20 protein-coding genes are annotated in these 16561 nt (G+C 49.4%); 19 read left to right on the top strand and 1 reads right to left on the bottom strand.

All coding sequences use genetic code 11. The annotated features are described in order from the left end of the window. The first annotated feature begins 14 nt into the window (after window positions 1-14). On the top strand, window positions 15-1112 hold the full coding sequence (locus ACDD58_RS06585) for a serine/threonine-protein kinase (protein WP_370776506.1): 1098 nt from the start codon (window positions 15-17) through the stop codon (window positions 1110-1112). Between the two features lie 85 nt (window positions 1113-1197). On the opposite strand, the gene ACDD58_RS06580 is transcribed toward ACDD58_RS06585, so the two are convergent. Further along, window positions 1198-1368, bottom strand: a complete 171-nt coding sequence (locus ACDD58_RS06580; protein WP_117920022.1) for a toxin-antitoxin system protein — start codon at window positions 1366-1368, stop codon at window positions 1198-1200. Between the two features lie 376 nt (window positions 1369-1744). On the opposite strand from ACDD58_RS06580, the gene ACDD58_RS06575 reads away from it, so the two are divergent. The 18 genes from ACDD58_RS06575 to ACDD58_RS06490 all read left to right on the top strand — a co-directional run bounded on the left by ACDD58_RS06575 (window position 1745) and on the right by ACDD58_RS06490 (window position 16560). Then, window positions 1745-2416: a DUF4352 domain-containing protein gene (locus tag ACDD58_RS06575; RefSeq protein WP_117920024.1), complete on the top strand. Its 672-nt coding sequence runs from the start codon at window positions 1745-1747 to the stop codon at window positions 2414-2416. A 209-nt stretch (window positions 2417-2625) separates the two neighbouring features. Next, window positions 2626-3054, top strand: coding sequence for a 50S ribosomal protein L13 (rplM, locus tag ACDD58_RS06570; protein ID WP_117920026.1), 429 nt, complete (start codon window positions 2626-2628; stop codon window positions 3052-3054). Between the two features lie 16 nt (window positions 3055-3070). Then, window positions 3071-3463 carry a 30S ribosomal protein S9 gene (rpsI, locus tag ACDD58_RS06565; RefSeq protein ID WP_370776504.1) on the top strand — a complete coding sequence of 131 codons (393 nt, stop codon included), beginning with the start codon at window positions 3071-3073 and terminating at the stop codon, window positions 3461-3463. Window positions 3464-3928: 465 nt separating this feature from the next. Continuing rightward, window positions 3929-4750, top strand: a complete 822-nt coding sequence (locus ACDD58_RS06560) for a ParA family protein (protein WP_003525135.1) — start codon at window positions 3929-3931, stop codon at window positions 4748-4750. After that, window positions 4707-5642 (top strand): ParB/RepB/Spo0J family partition protein, encoded by a 936-nt coding sequence (locus ACDD58_RS06555; RefSeq protein WP_003525136.1) that lies wholly within the window; start codon window positions 4707-4709, stop codon window positions 5640-5642. Before ACDD58_RS06560 ends, ACDD58_RS06555 begins: the two co-directional genes overlap by 44 nt. A gap of 12 nt (window positions 5643-5654) precedes the next feature. Further along, window positions 5655-5933 carry a DUF5720 family protein gene (locus tag ACDD58_RS06550; protein ID WP_370776501.1) on the top strand — a complete coding sequence of 93 codons (279 nt, stop codon included), beginning with the start codon at window positions 5655-5657 and terminating at the stop codon, window positions 5931-5933. A gap of 32 nt (window positions 5934-5965) precedes the next feature. Continuing rightward, window positions 5966-6151, top strand: a complete 186-nt coding sequence (locus ACDD58_RS06545) for a hypothetical protein (protein ID WP_003525138.1) — start codon at window positions 5966-5968, stop codon at window positions 6149-6151. A gap of 69 nt (window positions 6152-6220) precedes the next feature. Continuing rightward, a complete protein-coding gene (locus ACDD58_RS06540; RefSeq protein WP_003525139.1) occupies window positions 6221-7099 on the top strand; it encodes a DUF6017 domain-containing protein in 879 nt (292 codons plus the stop codon). Between the two features lie 48 nt (window positions 7100-7147). Then, entirely contained in the window at window positions 7148-7510 is a 363-nt protein-coding gene (locus tag ACDD58_RS06535; protein WP_002592131.1) for a hypothetical protein, read from the top strand. Continuing rightward, window positions 7503-7814, top strand: coding sequence for a DUF5720 family protein (locus tag ACDD58_RS06530; protein WP_370776498.1), 312 nt, complete (start codon window positions 7503-7505; stop codon window positions 7812-7814). The genes ACDD58_RS06535 and ACDD58_RS06530 overlap by 8 nt, the downstream gene beginning before the upstream one ends. A 101-nt stretch (window positions 7815-7915) precedes the next feature. Beyond that, window positions 7916-8416, top strand: a complete 501-nt coding sequence (locus tag ACDD58_RS06525; protein ID WP_370776496.1) for a PcfB family protein — start codon at window positions 7916-7918, stop codon at window positions 8414-8416. Then, window positions 8413-10242, top strand: a complete 1830-nt coding sequence (locus ACDD58_RS06520) for a VirD4-like conjugal transfer protein, CD1115 family (RefSeq protein ID WP_055224632.1) — start codon at window positions 8413-8415, stop codon at window positions 10240-10242. Before ACDD58_RS06525 ends, ACDD58_RS06520 begins: the two co-directional genes overlap by 4 nt. 219 nt (window positions 10243-10461) lie before the next feature. Beyond that, window positions 10462-10680, top strand: a complete 219-nt coding sequence (locus tag ACDD58_RS06515; RefSeq protein ID WP_003525154.1) for a Maff2 family mobile element protein — start codon at window positions 10462-10464, stop codon at window positions 10678-10680. Between the two features lie 69 nt (window positions 10681-10749). Next, window positions 10750-11619 (top strand): VirB6/TrbL-like conjugal transfer protein, CD1112 family, encoded by an 870-nt coding sequence (locus tag ACDD58_RS06510; protein ID WP_003525155.1) that lies wholly within the window; start codon window positions 10750-10752, stop codon window positions 11617-11619. Between the two features lie 20 nt (window positions 11620-11639). Then, window positions 11640-12095, top strand: coding sequence for a PrgI family protein (locus ACDD58_RS06505; RefSeq protein ID WP_025487368.1), 456 nt, complete (start codon window positions 11640-11642; stop codon window positions 12093-12095). Next, window positions 12052-14451, top strand: a complete 2400-nt coding sequence (locus ACDD58_RS06500; RefSeq protein WP_117698262.1) for a VirB4-like conjugal transfer ATPase, CD1110 family — start codon at window positions 12052-12054, stop codon at window positions 14449-14451. Before ACDD58_RS06505 ends, ACDD58_RS06500 begins: the two co-directional genes overlap by 44 nt. Then, window positions 14448-14831: a DUF3851 domain-containing protein gene (locus tag ACDD58_RS06495; protein WP_370776494.1), complete on the top strand. Its 384-nt coding sequence runs from the start codon at window positions 14448-14450 to the stop codon at window positions 14829-14831. Before ACDD58_RS06500 ends, ACDD58_RS06495 begins: the two co-directional genes overlap by 4 nt. Further along, window positions 14824-16560, top strand: a complete 1737-nt coding sequence (locus ACDD58_RS06490; RefSeq protein ID WP_370776492.1) for a CHAP domain-containing protein — start codon at window positions 14824-14826, stop codon at window positions 16558-16560. Before ACDD58_RS06495 ends, ACDD58_RS06490 begins: the two co-directional genes overlap by 8 nt. Window position 16561: the final 1 nt, after the last annotated feature.

Raw genomic sequence — 16561 nt, 5'->3', positions numbered from 1 at the left:
TGGTGGAAAGTCATATGCTGCTTGAGGAAGAATACCGTCTGTCGGAATATGTGGATCTTGGCAGGCTGAATGAGAATGAAAAAGTACATATCGTAAGGAATAAAGTAAATGGTGTCATTGGTGTAAGAAAGTATGTTGCACCGGATTTGAAGGAGATTTATCTTTTTTTAAAGAAAAATCCGAATCCATATATACCGGAAATTTATGAATGTATCCAGACAGAGACGAATCTGATCGTGATCGAGGAATATTTAAGCGGAAAAAATCTGGAAGAAATGCTGCGGGAAAAATTTTTTTCGGAGAGGGAAGCAGCAGAGGCCATAATCTGTCTGTGCAGGGCACTTCATCCTTTACATAATGCGAAAATGCCGGTCATATGCAGAGATCTGAAAACAGAGAATGTGATCATCACCAATGAGGGAAAAGTAAAGCTGATTGATTTTGATATTGCAAGGATTTACCAGCCGGGCAAGTCAAAAGATACCGTTATGATGGGAACGGAAGGCTATGCAGCACCGGAGCAGTTCGGATTCGGGCAGACAGATGCGAGAACTGATATTTATGCGATGGGTGTACTGCTTAATTATATGCTCATGCGTTGTTTTCCTCTGGAAAGGATAACGGAGGGGCGTTTAAAACCGGTGGTATTAAAATGCATCAATTTAAATCCAAAAGACAGGTATCAGAATGTGGATGAACTTGAAACTGCTGTAAGCAGTGCAGTGAGTGCGTCTTACAATATGGAAAATGTGAGTATTCATAAGCCGCCTTTTTATAAAATACCCGGTTTTCAATCTGGAAAACTGTGGAAAATGATCGTTTCTGTTTTGGGGTATGCATTTGTTACATATTTCTTCTGGTCGTTAGAATTGAGTGGCAGTAAGGGGCAGCCGCTCGCAGCTAAAGAGCTTACACTGGAACGTTTTGTACTCTGGCTGTCACAGATCGTATTTATATTTTTTGTCTGCGACTATATGGGGATACGGAGAAATATACCGGTTGTAAACAGCAAAAAACGGATCATAAGACTGATCGGTTATGTGGCTGCGGAATTTATTTTTATTTTTGCGGCAGCTGTGATATGTGTAACCTTAGAAGCGATATTATTTTAAAGGAACAGAGAAAATGTATGCACAGAGCATACCAAAAACGAAATAAATATGGTTAAGATGAGAGAAGCATAAGACAGAAGCTGTTTTACGCTTCTTTCTTTTTATCCTGTTGAGACAGATATTCCTTTAATATCATATTGATGTATTGGGAAAAAGAACGGTCATCCTGTTCTGCGAGGAGTTTTAACTGTTCGATAACATCTGAATCAAGTGTAATGCTTACTTTATTTTTTAATGGTTTCATAGATAACCTCATTTCTTCTTTTATATTTTATATATACGATAAATGGTTGACATATACCACTAAGTAGGATAAAGTAGCATAAAGTAGGATAATATAAAACACAGGAGGAAAATCCTCTCCTCACCAAAGGGTTCGGATTTTGCTTCGCAAAACACAGGAGGAAAATCCTCTGCTCCTGCAAAGGCAGTCGCATTTTGCTCCGCAAAACATAGGAGGAAAATCCTCTGCTCCTGCAAAGGCAGTCGCATTTTGCTCCGCAAAACATAGGAGGAAAATCCTCTGCTCCTGCAAAGGCAGTCGCATTTTGCTCCGCAAAACATAGGAGGAAAATCCTCTGCTCCTGCAAAGGCAGTCGCATTTTGCTCCGCAAAACACAGGAGGATTTGAAATGGAAAAGGGAACAAAGGTATGTAAGTATTGCAAGACGGAGATACCAAAAGACGCGAAGGTATGCCCAAACTGCAGAAAGAAACAGGGTGGCATCGGTAAATGGATCGTGATCGCTGTGATCGTGGTTGCACTTATTGCAGCAATTTCGGGTGGTGGAGAGGATAAACCGAAAAAAGTGGAGAATGATCCGGTGCAGAATACTACGGATAATAAGACAGATACAGAAAAAAATATGACAGAAGATACATCTGCCGGACAGGAGAATAGCGAGAAAGATATATTTGGCATTGGCGAAACCGCGGAAATGAATGATGTACAGGTTACAATGGTCAACTATACGCAGAATAGTGGATCAGAGTATAATAAACCATCGGATGGAAATGAGTTTGTTCTGGTAGAGTTTGAGATTGCCAATAATTCTGATTCTGAAATAAATATAAGCAGTATGGCAAGTTTTGAAGCGTATGCGGATGATTACGCATTAAACTATTCACTGAACGCTCTTTTGGAGAAAAACGATGCAAATCAATTAGATGGAACCATTGCAGCAGGAAAAAAAATGAATGGTGTAATAGGATATGAGGTTCCGGCAGACTGGAAAACAATAGAAATTCATTTTAAGGATAATGTCTGGAGCAGTAATAAATTTAAGTTTGAAATCATAAAATAGGCAGGAAAAAGTTTGCAGTAAGGCAAAAAAAACTTGACACACAAGGCGTCGTGTACTATACTATTTAAGTCTGTGATAGTGAAGTAATGTCAATCCAAAGCCCCGGAGCGACATTTAAGCTATAAACAATTTATTGAATACCAAGCGGTGTGTCCTGGACATTCACATTGCAGCGGTGTTCCGTAACATTATTTCTAGGAGGAAGATCAATGAAAACTTTTATGGCTAGCCCAGCTACCATTGATAGAAAATGGTATGTAGTTGACGCTGAAGGTATGACATTAGGACGTTTAGCATCTGAAGTTGCTAAAGTATTAAGAGGAAAGAATAAAGCAATCTTTACACCGCACATCGACACAGGTGATTATGTAATCGTTGTTAACGCTGAGAAGATTAAAGTAACTGGTAAGAAATTAGACCAGAAAATCTACTACAATCACTCTGATTATGTAGGTGGTATGAAAGAAACTACCTTAAAAGAAATGTTAGCAAAACATCCGGAAAGAGTTATTGAGCACGCAGTAAAAGGCATGCTTCCAAAAGGACCTTTAGGAAGAGAGATGTATACAAAATTATTCGTATACGTTGGACCGGATCACAAGCATGCAGCTCAGAAACCTGAAGCTTTAACATTTTAATTAGGAGGAAAAAACAGTGGCTAATACAAAGTATTACGGAACAGGAAGAAGAAAATCATCTGTTGCCAGAGTATATTTAGTACCAGGTACAGGTAAAGTTACCATCAATAAAAGAGATATGGATGAGTATTTCGGATTAGAGACATTAAAGGTTGTTGTTCGTCAGCCTTTAACAGCTACCGAGACAGCTGATAAATTCGACGTTTTAGTAAACGTTCGTGGTGGTGGATACACAGGACAGGCAGGAGCTATCCGTCATGGTATCGCTCGTGCGTTATTAAATGTAGACGCTGACTACAGACCAGTATTAAAGAAAGCAGGATTCTTAACACGTGATCCTCGTATGAAAGAGCGTAAGAAACCAGGTCTCAAAGCAGCCCGTCGCGCTCCGCAGTTCAGCAAGCGATAATCGACTGCTCAGACTATATCAAAATGGTTCAAAAAGCCCGGAAAATCAAGGTTTTCCGGGCTTTTACTATATCTAAACGGGCTGATATGGTTTGACCAAATTTGGCAAAACGAGAGCCGATTTCATCCAATTTTTAGTGGTCCGCAAGTGGTTAACTGGCCAAAAAGAGGGCGAAAAGAGGGGGAAGTGGTTCCCAAAGTGGTTAACCGAGAGCCGATTTTTGGGGTGCTTTTCAGCCCTCCTTTCCCTCGTTTTTTGGCTGTGGCAGTTTGGCATAGTTTGAGCTAATTTGAATAATTGAATATGAATTTGATGTAGCACACAGTATAAATGCTGGGTGCTTTTTTCATTTCAGGAACTCGTATTCCGGCGATAGAAAGAGCCGTCACTTCACTGTTAATTTTGAAGTGGCGGCTTTTTCTATTTCCAGAAGCAACAGCAATAATTAGAAATGAGGTGAAGTCAATGAACACGCAAATCATCGCCATTGCCAACCAGAAAGGCGGCGTTGGCAAGACAACGACCTGTGCCAACTTGGGAATCGGGCTGGCGCAGGCCGGAAAGAAAGTCCTTCTGATCGACGGGGACCCACAAGGGAGCCTGACAATCAGCCTGGGAAATCCGCAACCGGACAAGTTGCCATTTACATTGTCCGATGCAATGGGCAAAATTCTGATGGATCAGCCTATACGCACTGGAGAAGGTATTCTGCATCATGCGGAAGGCATTGACCTGATGCCTGCGGACATCCAGTTATCCGGTATGGAGGTATCCCTGGTAAATGCCATGAGCCGTGAGACTATCTTGCGGCAATATCTGGACACGCTGAAGGGGCAATACTCCCATATTCTCATCGACTGTCAGCCCTCCCTGGGGATGCTCACGGTCAATGCGCTGGCCGCTGCGAACAGGATCATCATTCCCGTTCAGGCGGAGTATCTGCCCGCCAAAGGGTTGGAACAGCTGCTCTCCACGGTAAACAAGGTAAAGCGGCAGATCAACCCCAAGCTCCAGATAGACGGTATCCTGCTGACGATGGTGGACAGCCGAACCAACTTTGCCAAAGAGATCTCCGCGCTCCTGCGTGAGACCTATGGCAGCAAGATCAAAGTATTCGGCACAGAGATTCCCCATTCTGTCCGGGCAAAGGAAATTAGCGCCGAGGGAAAAAGCATTTTTGCCCATGACCCTGGCGGCAAAGTGGCAGAGGGGTATCGAAATCTGACGAAGGAGGTGTTGAAACTTGAAAAGCAGCGCGAAAAAAATAGAGCTGGCCTCGGTAGATGATCTGTTCTCCACCGAAGAAGGCCGTCAGGATGCAAAGCTGGAAAAGATTCAGGAGATTCCGCTGTCTGAACTGCATCCCTTTAAGAACCACCCATTCAAAGTCAAGGATGACGAAGCCATGATGGAGACCGCTGACAGTATCAAGCAGTATGGTGTTCTGGTTCCGGCGATTGCTCGACCGGACCCGGAGGGCGGTTATGAGCTGGTAGCCGGACACAGGCGGCACAGAGCCAGTGAGCTGGCAGGCAAGGAGACCATGCCAGTCATTGTTCGGGATTTGGATGATGATGCCGCCACGATCATTATGGTTGACAGCAACTTGCAGCGAGAAAGCTTGCTCCCAAGTGAAAGAGCCTTTGCCTACCGCATGAAACTGGAGGCTATGAAGCGGCAGGCTGGTAGGCCAACAAAAGAAAATTGTTCCCAAGTTGGGAACGATTTTGGAAAGAAGTCCAGCGAATTGTTAGCTGAACAGGTAGGCCAGAGTAAAAATCAGATTTTCCGCTACATCCGCCTGACCGAACTAATTCCCGAACTGCTGGATATGGTGGATGAGCGAAAAATCGCTCTCAATCCGGCGTATGAGCTGTCGTTCCTGAAAAAAGAGGAACAGACCCAGCTTTTGGACGCAATGGACAGCGAACAGGCCACCCCTTCTCTCTCCCAGGCTCAGCGGCTCAAGAAATTTAGTCAGGAGGGACATTTATCCATTGATGTGATGCGGGCCATTATGGGAGAGGAAAAGAAAAGCGATCTGGACAAGGTGACATTCACCTCGGACACTCTGCGGAAATATTTTCCCAAGAGCTACACGCCCCAGCGGATGCAGGAAACTATTATCAAGCTGCTGGAACAGTGGCAGAAAAAACGCCAGAGAGATCAGGAACGATGAAAGGAGCCGCCTATGAGGGATATTTCAGCCCGCGAGCTGAAAGGACACAACATTCTTGCCGTGGAGCGTTTTCAGGATAACACCCGCTGGATGATTGAGTTTTCCGTCCTGCGTCCCAGCACAGCTTACGGTAACCCCGGAGAGGAAATACGACTGTTTTTGACTGAGGACGGGTATCAGGCCGCCCTGCAAAGCCAGCAGCGTCGGGAGATCAAGATCAAGCGTTACGCTCGTGTGATTGAGGGACATATCCTCGATTTCAAACCGGGAAAACACCGCCGCCACTCATAAACAAATCATTACTGCGAAAGGAAAGGATTGAAATGTGTACTGTAAAGGAAATCCGGGAAGCAATCTGGGAGGATTGCCATTCCCAGCATGGTATGGAATTTATAGAGATTGACCGTGTTCTGCAAACTCTGCCATTCTCTCAGGGAAATGACCTGTTGGACAGACCGCCCATTCCCAAGCGCCCCTACCGGCGCAGAAAAAGTGAACAAAACAGCTGACTGCCACAATTCTTTTTACAGGATTGTGGCTTTTTTCATACCCTGAGAAATTTGGAAGGAGTGAGGTCAATGGCCGTATTTCGCATTGAACGAACCAGAGATTATACCGTGATGAGCAATCACCATTTACGCAACGGGAAACTGTCCCTGAAAGCCAAGGGGCTGCTTTCCATGATGCTGTCCTTACCGGAGGACTGGAACTATACCACCAGAGGGCTTGCCGCCATCTGCAAAGAGGGCGTGGACGCTATCGGCGGCGCGCTGCGGGAGCTGGAAACTGCTGGGTACATTGTCCGCCATCAGCTGCGAGACCGGCAGGGTCGGATCAGCGATACCGAGTATGTTATCTACGAGCAACCACAGCCGAAGAACCCGGATACGCCCCAGCCGGATACGGCTTCACCAGATACGGAAAACCCGGATATGGTAAAACCGGATACGGAAAAGCCCGCAGAATTAAATATAGAGAAATCAAATACAGAAAAAACAATTACTTATGGATCAAGTACCGATTCCATTCCCTTCCGGGAGCCAGTGGCAGCACAGCTGCCGGAACGGAAAGGAAGGGATGCGATGTCTGTCTCAGAGATGGAAAGTTATCGGGATTTGATTCTGGAGAACATCGAGTATGACCACATGTGCCGGGAGTTTACCACCTACCGGGAGGACCTGGACGAGATTGTGGAGCTGATGGTGGAGACCGTCTGTGCCAAGCGGAAAACCACCCGGATCGCTGGCAGCGACTTCCCCCATGAGGTGGTCCGCTCCCGTTTTTTGAAGCTGGATTGCTCCCACATCGAGTTTGTCATGGAATGCCTGCGGAACAATACCACCGAAATCCGCAACATGAAGCAGTATCTGCTTGCGGTGCTGTTTAATGCGCCGACCACGATCAGCAACCACTACACCGCACAAGTTAACCACGATATGTACGCAGGCGGCTGGTAAACAGCCGCTTTTCTGCTGCCCGAAAACACCGGGAGAAAGGATTTTGCCATGAAACGACCTCTTGCCTACATTACGGCTCCCTGGAGCAACAGCCAGTATGAGAACGCCGAGAACGCTGCGGCCTACTGCCGTCAGGTGTACGATGCCGGGTATTCGCCCATCTGCCCGGTGCTGTTCCTGCCTACCTTCCTCAAAGACGAGATTCCCCAGGAACACAAGGACGGGCTGGATATGGCGCGGGACTACCTGCGCCGGTCCCATGTGCTGGTGGTCTGCGGCCACGGCATCGACGAGATCGTGAAGAATGACATTGCCACCGCCGAGCGCCTGCGGATCACCGCCACCACCCTGGACGGTATCCTGACCGTGAAGGGCCAGGGACGCGGGAAAGGAGGCGCACGCCATGCTTGAGCGTAAGACCGTGGGCCAGCTGATGGAGGAAATGCGCCTCAAAGCCGGGGCGCAGAACTACCACGGCCATGAGTACATGGATTTGGAGCGGTTTGCCGAGGACACCCGGCACATGATTATCTTCGGTGTGCTGACCGACGATTCCCCGGTGGGCTGGAAAGGTGAACGGACCCGCCTGTTTCTGACGGAGGCCGGATACCAGAAAAGCCTGGAGAACCAGGAAAAGGGCCACATCAAGATTCTCAGCCATGCCAAAGTGCGCCAGGGCCATCTGTACTATGACCGCTCCGACCAGCTGCGCTGAAAGGAGCCTGCCATGCTGAAATACCTGCTGCGGCGGCTGGTGGTTCCGCCTTAGTATCAAGTGCCACCCCTGCAAAATCCGTGGAAAGGAGGCGATGACCTATGCAGGAGGAAGTGGAAAACAGGACTTTGACGCTGGTAGTCAGCGGAACAAAGTTTACCGGGCGGTTGATGAAAGCCGCCATCACCAAATACCTTGCCCACCGCAAGGAAAAGAAGCTGCAAAAGCAGAAAAGCCGGGATACCCCCGTGATTCCCCACGGCAAGCAGACGGTGAAACAGCTGATCGGCCAGAATCAGGGCGTTTCCAACATCGAGATCACCGACCCCTCCATCAAGGAGTTTGAGAAGATCGCGCGGAAATACGGCGTGGACTATGCGGTGAAGAAGGACCGCAGCAGCTCCCCATCCAAGTACCTGATCTTTTTCAAGGGTCGGGACGCGGATGCCCTGACCGCTGCTTTTACCGAGTACACCGGGAAAAAGGTCAAGAAGGCGGAGAAATCCGAGCGCCCGTCCGTGCTGGCAAAGCTGAGCCAGTTCAAAGAACTGGTAAAACACGCCGTCGTGGACCGGAACAAGCGGAAGGAGCTGGAACGATGAAAAAGCAGCTGAACATCAAAAAGCTCATTTTGCTGAATCTGCCGTATATCCTGATGGGGCTTTTCTCCACCAACTTCGGTGAAGCGTGGCGGATGGCCGTGGGTGCGGACGCTTCGGCAAAAATGCTCTCGTTCTTCTCCACGCTGCCGGTGGCGCTGGCCAGCTGGTGGCCCAGCCTGCACCCGCTGGACCTGCTGGTGGGCCTGTGCTGCGGCGGCGGCCTGCGGCTGGCTGTGTACCTGAAAAGCAAGAACGCCAAGAAGTACAGGCACGGCATGGAATACGGTTCCGCCCGTTGGGGAACCCATGAGGACATTGCACCCTACATCGACCCGGTATTCCAGAACAATGTGATTCTGACGAAAACGGAGAGCCTGACAATGAACAGCCGCCCCAAGGACCCAAAGACCGCCAGAAACAAAAATGTGCTGGTGATTGGCGGCTCCGGTTCCGGTAAGACCCGCTTCTGGCTCAAACCGAATCTGATGCAGATGCACAGTTCCTATGTGGTCACAGACCCGAAGGGAACCATTTTGGTGGAGTGCGGAAAAATGCTCCAAAGGGGCGCACCCAAGCTGGGGAAAGACGGAAAGCCTATGAAGGATAAGCACGGCAAGGTCATTTATGAGCCGTACCGAATCAAGGTCCTAAATACCATCAACTTCAAGAAGTCCATGCACTATAACCCTTTCGCCTATATCCATAGCGAAAAGGACATCTTGAAGCTGGTAACAACGCTGATCGCCAATACCAAAGGCGAAGGCAAGGCCGGAGACGATTTCTGGGTAAAAGCAGAAACCTTGTTGTACTGCGCGCTTATTGGCTATATCCATTATGAGGCTCCGGTGGAGGAACAAAACTTCTCCACCCTCATTGAGTTCATCAACGCCATGGAAGTCCGTGAGGATGACGAGGAGTTCAAAAACCCCGTAGACCTGATGTTTGATGCACTGGAAGCCGAGAAGCCAAACCACTTTGCGGTGCGCCAGTATAAGAAATATAAGCTGGCCGCTGGAAAAACAGCCAAGTCGATTTTGATTTCCTGCGGCGCTCGCCTTGCCGTGTTCGACATTGCAGAGTTGCGTGAGGTCACGGCTTATGATGAGCTGGAGCTGGATACTCTGGGAGACAGGAAAACTGCTCTGTTCCTCATTATGAGTGATACGGATGACAGCTTTAACTTCCTGATCTCCATGTGTTATACCCAGCTTTTCAATCTGCTCTGCGAAAAAGCCGACGATGTGTATGGCGGCAGGCTTCCGGTTCATGTGCGCTGTTTGATTGATGAGTGTGCTAACATCGGGCAGATTCCGAAACTGGAAAAGCTGGTGGCCACCATCCGAAGCCGTGAGATCTCTGCCTGTCTGGTGTTGCAGGCACAGAGTCAGCTCAAGGCGATCTATAAGGATAACGCAGATACCATCATCGGTAACATGGATACATCCATCTTCCTGGGCGGTAAAGAGCCGACTACCCTCAAAGAGTTGGCTGCCGTGCTGGGAAAGGAAACCATCGACACCTACAACACAGGAGAGAGCCGTGGGAGGGAAACCTCCCATTCACTCAACTATCAAAAATTGGGGAAAGAGCTGATGAGCCAGGATGAGCTTGCTGTTATGGATGGAGGCAAGTGTATCCTCCAGCTGCGCGGTGTGCGTCCTTTCCTTTCGGATAAGTACGACATCACCAAGCACCCCAATTTCAAGTACACTGCCGACGCGGATGATAAGAACGCTTTTGACATTGAAGCATTCTTGTCTGCAAGGCTGAAACTCAAGCCCAATGAGGTCTGCGATGTATATGAAGTAGACACAAAGGGCGCTTAATTTCGTTCCGCTTTAGAAGGGAGTGATCTTATCTATTCGCCGCACTTGCCCTCTATGGGCCATTGGCGTACAAAGCGGACAATCGCGAGAAAAAATAATGAAAAAGGAGGACAGCCGGAATCATGCGCCCGGAAACCGGGCGGCAGATTGTTCCGGCTTTTGTATGCCTATGAAACATGACAAACCTATTTTTTAATCAGATTCCGGCTAACAAACTATATGGCATTTTTTGAACAGGCAATCACCGTTCTTCAGACCCTCGTTATCGCGCTCGGTGCCGGTCTCGGTATCTGGGGCGTTATCAACCTGCTGGAAGGTTACGGCAACGACAACCCCGGCGCCAAGAGCCAGGGCATGAAGCAGCTCATGGCCGGTGCTGGTGTAGCCGTGGTAGGCATGGTCCTTGTACCTCTGCTCTCCGGGCTTTTCTCTGTCTAAGCGTCTCCGTATGAAATCCTTGCCGCTCCCGCAGTTTTGCGGGGGCGGCGGAAAGGAGGTTGACACCGTATGGATTTCTTACTTGAAGCCCTGACAAATTGGCTGAAAGAAATGCTGGTGGGCGGCATTATGAGCAACCTTTCGGGGATGTTTGACAGTGTAAATCAGCAGGTCGCGGATATATCCGTACAGGTAGGCCAGACCCCACAGGGATGGAATGGCAATATTTTCAGCATGATTGAGAATCTGTCCAACTCCATCATGGTGCCGATTGCAGGTGTGATCCTGGCTATCGTGATGACCGTAGACCTGATCCAGATGATCGCAGACAAGAACAACCTGCATGATGTGGACACCTGGATGATTTTCAAGTGGGTGTTCAAATCAGCCGCTGCCATCCTCATTGTCACAAACACATGGAATATCGTGATGGGCGTCTTTGATATGGCGCAGAGCGTAGTGGCGCAGGCGGCAGGGGTTATCAATTCGGATGCGTCCATTGACATTTCCTCAGTTATGACCGATCTGGAACCGAGGCTGATGGAAATGGATCTGGGACCGCTGTTCGGACTGTGGTTCCAATCCCTCTTTATTGGCATTACTATGTGGGCGTTATATATCTGTATCTTTATCGTTATTTATGGCCGTATGATCGAAATCTACCTTGTGACTTCGGTGGCTCCCGTTCCAATGGCTGCAATGATGGGTAAAGAATGGGGCGGTATGGGCCAGAATTACCTCCGATCCCTGCTGGCGCTGGGCTTTCAGGCGTTTCTCATTATCGTCTGCGTGGCAATTTATGCTGTGCTGGTGCAGAACATCGCTCTGGAAGATGACATCATCATGGCAATCTGGAGCTGCGTGGGCTACACCGTACTGCTATGTTTTACGCTGTTCAAAACCGGCAGTCTCGCCAAATCAGTCTTTCAGGCGCACTAAAACGGAAGGAGGTTTCCACATTGGCTTATGTACCCGTACCCAAGGACTTAACAAAAGTCAAAACAAAGGTCATGTTCAATCTGACCAAGCGGCAGCTTATCTGCTTCACGGGCGGAGCGCTTATTGGCGTACCGCTTTTCTTTTTGCTCAGAAAACCTACCGGAAACAGTGTAGCGGCTATGTGTATGATGCTGGTTATGCTGCCATTCTTTATGATGGCTATGTACGAAAAGCATGGACAGCCCCTGGAAAAGATCGTGGGCAACATTCTCAAAGTAGCTGTGATCCGTCCCAAGCAGCGTCCCTACCAGACCAATAACTTTTATGCCGTATTAAAGCGGCAGGAAATGCTCGATAAGGAGGTGTATGACATTGTTCACCGCAATAAAAAAATGGCTGCATCGGATGTTCGGGAAAACCGAGGAAAAAACTGTGCAGCCGGTAAAGACAAAGAAAAAGCTGTCCCGCGCCGATAAGAAGCAGATCGAAGCGGCCATTGTCCGCGCCAACCGCACGGACAAAAAAGGAAAATCTGCGCAGGACAGTATCCCTTATGAACGGATGTGGCCGGACGGAATCTGCCGCATATCGGACAGCCACTACACAAAGACCATTCAGTTTCAGGACATCAACTATCAGCTCTCCCAAAACGAAGATAAGACGGCAATCTTTGAGGGTTGGTGTGATTTCCTCAATTATTTTGACAGCTCGATTCATTTCCAGCTGTCTTTTTTGAACCTTGCGGCATCGGAGGAGACCTTTGCTAACTCCATTTCCATCCCGCCCCAGAGGGATGCCTTTGACAGTATCCGCGAGGAATACACCACAATGCTGCAAAATCAGCTGGCCAGAGGTAACAACGGTCTCATCAAGACCAAATACCTGACTTTTGGTATCGACGCAGACAGCATCAAAGCTGCCAAGCCCCGTCTGGAGCGTATTGAGACCGATATACTTAATAACTTCAAGCGTCTTGGTGTAGCTGCCAGAACGCTGGACGGTAAAGAAAGGCTTTCTCAGCTTCATGCAGTATTCCACATGGACGAACAGCTCCCGTTTCAGTTTGAATGGGACTGGCTGGCCCCTTCCGGTCTGTCCACAAAGGATTTTATTGCACCAAGCTCCTTTGAGTTCCGCACCGGCAAGCAGTTCCGTATGGGCAAGAAATACGGGGCTGTTTCTTTTTTGCAGATTCTCGCACCGGAGCTGAATGACCGTCTGCTGGCTGATTTTCTGGATATGGAAAGCTCGCTCATTGTGAGTATGCACATTCAGTCGGTGGATCAGGTGAAAGCCATCAAAACGGTAAAGCGCAAGATTACCGACCTTGACCGCAGTAAGATTGAGGAACAGAAAAAAGCAGTCCGCGCCGGATATGACATGGACATCATTCCCTCTGACCTTGCCACATACGGCAGTGAAGCGAAAAAACTCTTGCAGGATTTGCAGAGCCGCAACGAGAGAATGTTCCTTTTGACCTTTCTGGTGCTGAACACAGCGGACAATCCCCGTCAGCTTGGCAACAACATTTTCCAGGCAGGCTCCATTGCCCAGAAGTATAACTGTCAGCTGACCAGGCTGGACTTCCAGCAAGAAGAAGGGCTGATGAGCTGTCTGCCCCTGGGACTCAATCAGATCGAGATCCAGCGAGGACTGACCACCAGTTCTACGGCCATCTTTGTACCGTTCACCACACAGGAATTATTCCAGAACGGCAAAGAAGCTCTGTACTACGGCATCAACGCCCTGTCCAACAATCTCATCATGGTGGATCGAAAGCTGCTGAAAAACCCCAACGGCTTGATTTTGGGTACGCCGGGTTCCGGTAAGTCCTTCAGCGCAAAACGAGAAATCGCAAACTGCTTTTTGCTTACCAGTGATGATGTTATCATTTGTGACCCGGAAGCGGAGTATGCACCTCTGGTGGAGCGTCTGCATGGGCAGGTCATCAAGATCTCGCCTACCTCCACCAACTACATCAATCCGATGGACCTGAACCTGGACTACTCGGATGATGAAAGCCCGCTGTCCCTCAAGTCTGACTTTATTCTCAGCTTGTGTGAGCTGATCGTGGGCGGTAAGGAGGGCTTGCAGCCGGTGCAGAAAACCATCATCGACCGCTGTGTGCGTCTGGTCTATCAGACTTACCTCAATGACCCGCGCCCGGAGAATATGCCCATACTGGAGGATCTGTATAACCTGCTTCGGGAACAGGAGGAAAAGGAAGCTCAGTATATCGCTACGGCCCTTGAAATCTATGTAACCGGCTCCCTCAATGTGTTCAACCACCAGAGCAATGTGGACATCAACAACCGCATTGTCTGCTATGACATCAAGGAACTGGGCAAGCAGCTTAAGAAAATCGGTATGCTGGTGGTACAGGATCAGGTGTGGAACCGTGTTACCATTAACCGTGCCGCCCACAAGTCCACCCGTTACTATATCGACGAGATGCACCTGCTTTTGAAGGAGGAACAGACCGCTGCCTATACGGTGGAAATCTGGAAGCGATTCCGTAAATGGGGCGGTATTCCGACAGGTATTACCCAGAATGTCAAAGACCTTTTGAGCAGCCGCGAGGTAGAGAACATCTTTGAAAACTCCGACTTCGTGTATATGCTCAACCAGGCAGGCGGAGACCGTCAGATACTTGCCAAGCAGCTGGGCATTTCCACACACCAGCTTAGCTATGTGACCCACTCCGGTGAGGGCGAGGGCCTGCTGTTCTATGGCTCCACAATTCTGCCTTTCGTGGACCACTTCCCGAAGAATACCGAGCTGTACCGCATTATGACCACCAAACCCCAGGAACTGAAAAAGGAGGATGAATGATGATGAACCCCAACATTTTGAATCAAAACCCGTTGATGTTTTTTGACAGGGCGGTAAATGCCCAGCGCAGCCAGCTGCTTACGGTCATGGCCGATGCGGTAAGTGAGTGCCGCGCGGCGGCAGATCAGGCAGCCGAACTGAATGAGACCGGTCAGGTGGGGCTGCTCCGTCTGGCAGAGGTCTGGAGCACCATCCGTGCCAAGGAAGGTATGGGTGGTCTGGTTCTGGAAGGAACCGAAGCGAAAATCCTGTCCGATGTGGTGGCACAGTTTTACGCCTACCTGTCCGGTTGTATGTTCAACGATCCTGTGGGAATGGCCATTTATGCAGAGCTGCACTACATGATGTCCTCCCTCATGCTGGGAGAATGGTTTGAATAAGGAGCCGCGCCTGCGCTTTACTGATGAGGAACGGTCTGACCCTGCACTGGAAAAGCCGATCCGTAAAGCGGAGAAAGCTGCGGCCAGAGCAGATAAGGCGCAGGCCAATATCCCAAAGAAAAAGGTCAGGCAGACGGTCATCAACCCGGATACCGGAAAAAAGACCTCGAAGCTGACCTTTGAGGACAAGAAAAAGCCACCCTCCAAACTTTCTCAAGGGGTCAAGGAAGCTCCCGTCCATCTGGTTGCGGGCAAGCTCCACAAAGAGATCCGGGAAACAGAACAGGACAATGTGGGCGTGGAAAGCGCCCACAAGTCCGAGGAAGCGGTGGAGACCGGCGCTTATCTGGTGCGGGAGGGCTATCGCAGCCACAAGCTGAAGCCGTACCGCAAAGCAGCACAGGCAGAGCGCCAACTGGAAAAGGCAAATGTAAATGTTCTGTACCAGAAATCTTTGCAGGAAAATCCCCAGTTTGCCAGCAATCCACTTTCCCGCTGGCAGCAAAAGCAGGCCATCAAAAAGCAGTATGCCGCCGCCAAACATGCCGGTCAGACTGCTGGAAATACCGCCCAGGCTGCATCCAAAACAGGAAAAGCCGCAAGGACGGTAAAAGAAAAGGCACAGCAGGCAGGGGCATTCGTCATGCGCCACAAGAAGGGTTTCCTGATGGCAGGGGTTTTGTTCCTCATTACCTGTATGCTGATGAATACCATGTCCTCCTGCTCCATGATGGCGCAGAGCATCGGTTCCGTTCTCTCCGGCACCACCTATCCGTCGGATGACCCGGAAATGCTGGCGGTGGAGGCAGATTATGCAGCCAGAGAAGCCCAGTTGCAGGAGGAAATCGACAACATTGAAAGCAGTCACCCAGGGTATGACGAGTATCGCTATGACCTTGGTATGATCGGCCATGACCCTCATGAGCTGGCAGCATTTCTCTCTGCCGTCTTGCAAGGCTACACCCGGCAGAGTGCTCAGGAAGAGCTGGCGCGTGTGTTTGCAGCACAGTATCAGCTGACGCTTACTGAGGAAGTGGAGATTCGCTACCGCACGGAGACCTCAACCGACCCGGAGACCGGCGAGACCACCTCAGAAGAAGTTCCCTATGAGTATTACATTTTGAATGTGAAACTCGCTAGCAAGCCCATTTCCGCTGTGGTGTCGGAACTTCTGACCCCGGAGCAGATGAAAATGTATCAGGTTTACCGGCAGACCATGGGCAATAAGCCGCTGTTGTTTGGCGGCGGCTCCCCTGATACCAGCGGCTCGGAAGATCTGTCCGGTGTGCAGTTCATTAACGGTACCCGCCCCGGCAATCCTCAGCTGGTGGAACTGGCCAAGCGTCAGGTGGGCAATGTGGGCGGTTATCCCTACTGGAGCTGGTACGGCTTTGACTCCCGTGTGGAATGGTGCGCCTGCTTCGTATCCTGGTGCTATAACCAGGCAGGAAAAAGTGAACCGCGCTTTGCAGGTTGTGAGTGGCAGGGCGTTCCGTGGTTCCAGTCTCATGGACAATGGGGTGCAAGAGGCTATAACAATCTGGCTCCCGGAGATGCAATTTTCTTTGACTGGGATTTGGATGGGACAGCAGACCATGTAGGTATCGTGATCGGTACGGATGGCAGCCGTGTTTATACCGTGGAGGGAAATTCCGGCGATGCCTGCAAGATTAAAAGTTATGACCTGAATTATCAAAGCATTAAGGGCTACGGCCTGATGAACTGGTAAC

Origin of the sequence: Roseburia sp., from assembly GCF_041325975.1 — a bacterium.
Classification (GTDB): domain Bacteria; phylum Bacillota; class Clostridia; order Lachnospirales; family Lachnospiraceae; genus Roseburia; species Roseburia rectibacter.
The sequence above is the reverse complement of the archived record's forward strand: the minus strand, read 5'-3'. Positions and strand labels throughout refer to the sequence as shown.

What these genes read in the sequence shown, in the direction of transcription:
- ACDD58_RS06560 (WP_003525135.1), top strand. Translation starts at nt 3,929, where the DNA reads ATGAACACGCAAATCATCGCCATTGCCAACCAGAAAGGCGGCGTTGGC.
- ACDD58_RS06580 (WP_117920022.1), bottom strand. Translation starts at nt 1,368, where the DNA reads ATGAGGTTATCTATGAAACCATTAAAAAATAAAGTAAGCATTACACTT.
- ACDD58_RS06550 (WP_370776501.1), top strand. Translation starts at nt 5,655, where the DNA reads ATGAGGGATATTTCAGCCCGCGAGCTGAAAGGACACAACATTCTTGCC.
- ACDD58_RS06525 (WP_370776496.1), top strand. Translation starts at nt 7,916, where the DNA reads ATGCAGGAGGAAGTGGAAAACAGGACTTTGACGCTGGTAGTCAGCGGA.
- ACDD58_RS06510 (WP_003525155.1), top strand. Translation starts at nt 10,750, where the DNA reads ATGGATTTCTTACTTGAAGCCCTGACAAATTGGCTGAAAGAAATGCTG.
- ACDD58_RS06515 (WP_003525154.1), top strand. Translation starts at nt 10,462, where the DNA reads ATGGCATTTTTTGAACAGGCAATCACCGTTCTTCAGACCCTCGTTATC.
- ACDD58_RS06575 (WP_117920024.1), top strand. Translation starts at nt 1,745, where the DNA reads ATGGAAAAGGGAACAAAGGTATGTAAGTATTGCAAGACGGAGATACCA.
- ACDD58_RS06535 (WP_002592131.1), top strand. Translation starts at nt 7,148, where the DNA reads ATGAAACGACCTCTTGCCTACATTACGGCTCCCTGGAGCAACAGCCAG.
- ACDD58_RS06530 (WP_370776498.1), top strand. Translation starts at nt 7,503, where the DNA reads ATGCTTGAGCGTAAGACCGTGGGCCAGCTGATGGAGGAAATGCGCCTC.
- ACDD58_RS06585 (WP_370776506.1), top strand. Translation starts at nt 15, where the DNA reads ATGCTGCTTGAGGAAGAATACCGTCTGTCGGAATATGTGGATCTTGGC.
- ACDD58_RS06540 (WP_003525139.1), top strand. Translation starts at nt 6,221, where the DNA reads ATGGCCGTATTTCGCATTGAACGAACCAGAGATTATACCGTGATGAGC.
- rplM (WP_117920026.1), top strand. Translation starts at nt 2,626, where the DNA reads ATGAAAACTTTTATGGCTAGCCCAGCTACCATTGATAGAAAATGGTAT.
- ACDD58_RS06495 (WP_370776494.1), top strand. Translation starts at nt 14,448, where the DNA reads ATGATGATGAACCCCAACATTTTGAATCAAAACCCGTTGATGTTTTTT.
- ACDD58_RS06520 (WP_055224632.1), top strand. Translation starts at nt 8,413, where the DNA reads ATGAAAAAGCAGCTGAACATCAAAAAGCTCATTTTGCTGAATCTGCCG.
- ACDD58_RS06545 (WP_003525138.1), top strand. Translation starts at nt 5,966, where the DNA reads ATGTGTACTGTAAAGGAAATCCGGGAAGCAATCTGGGAGGATTGCCAT.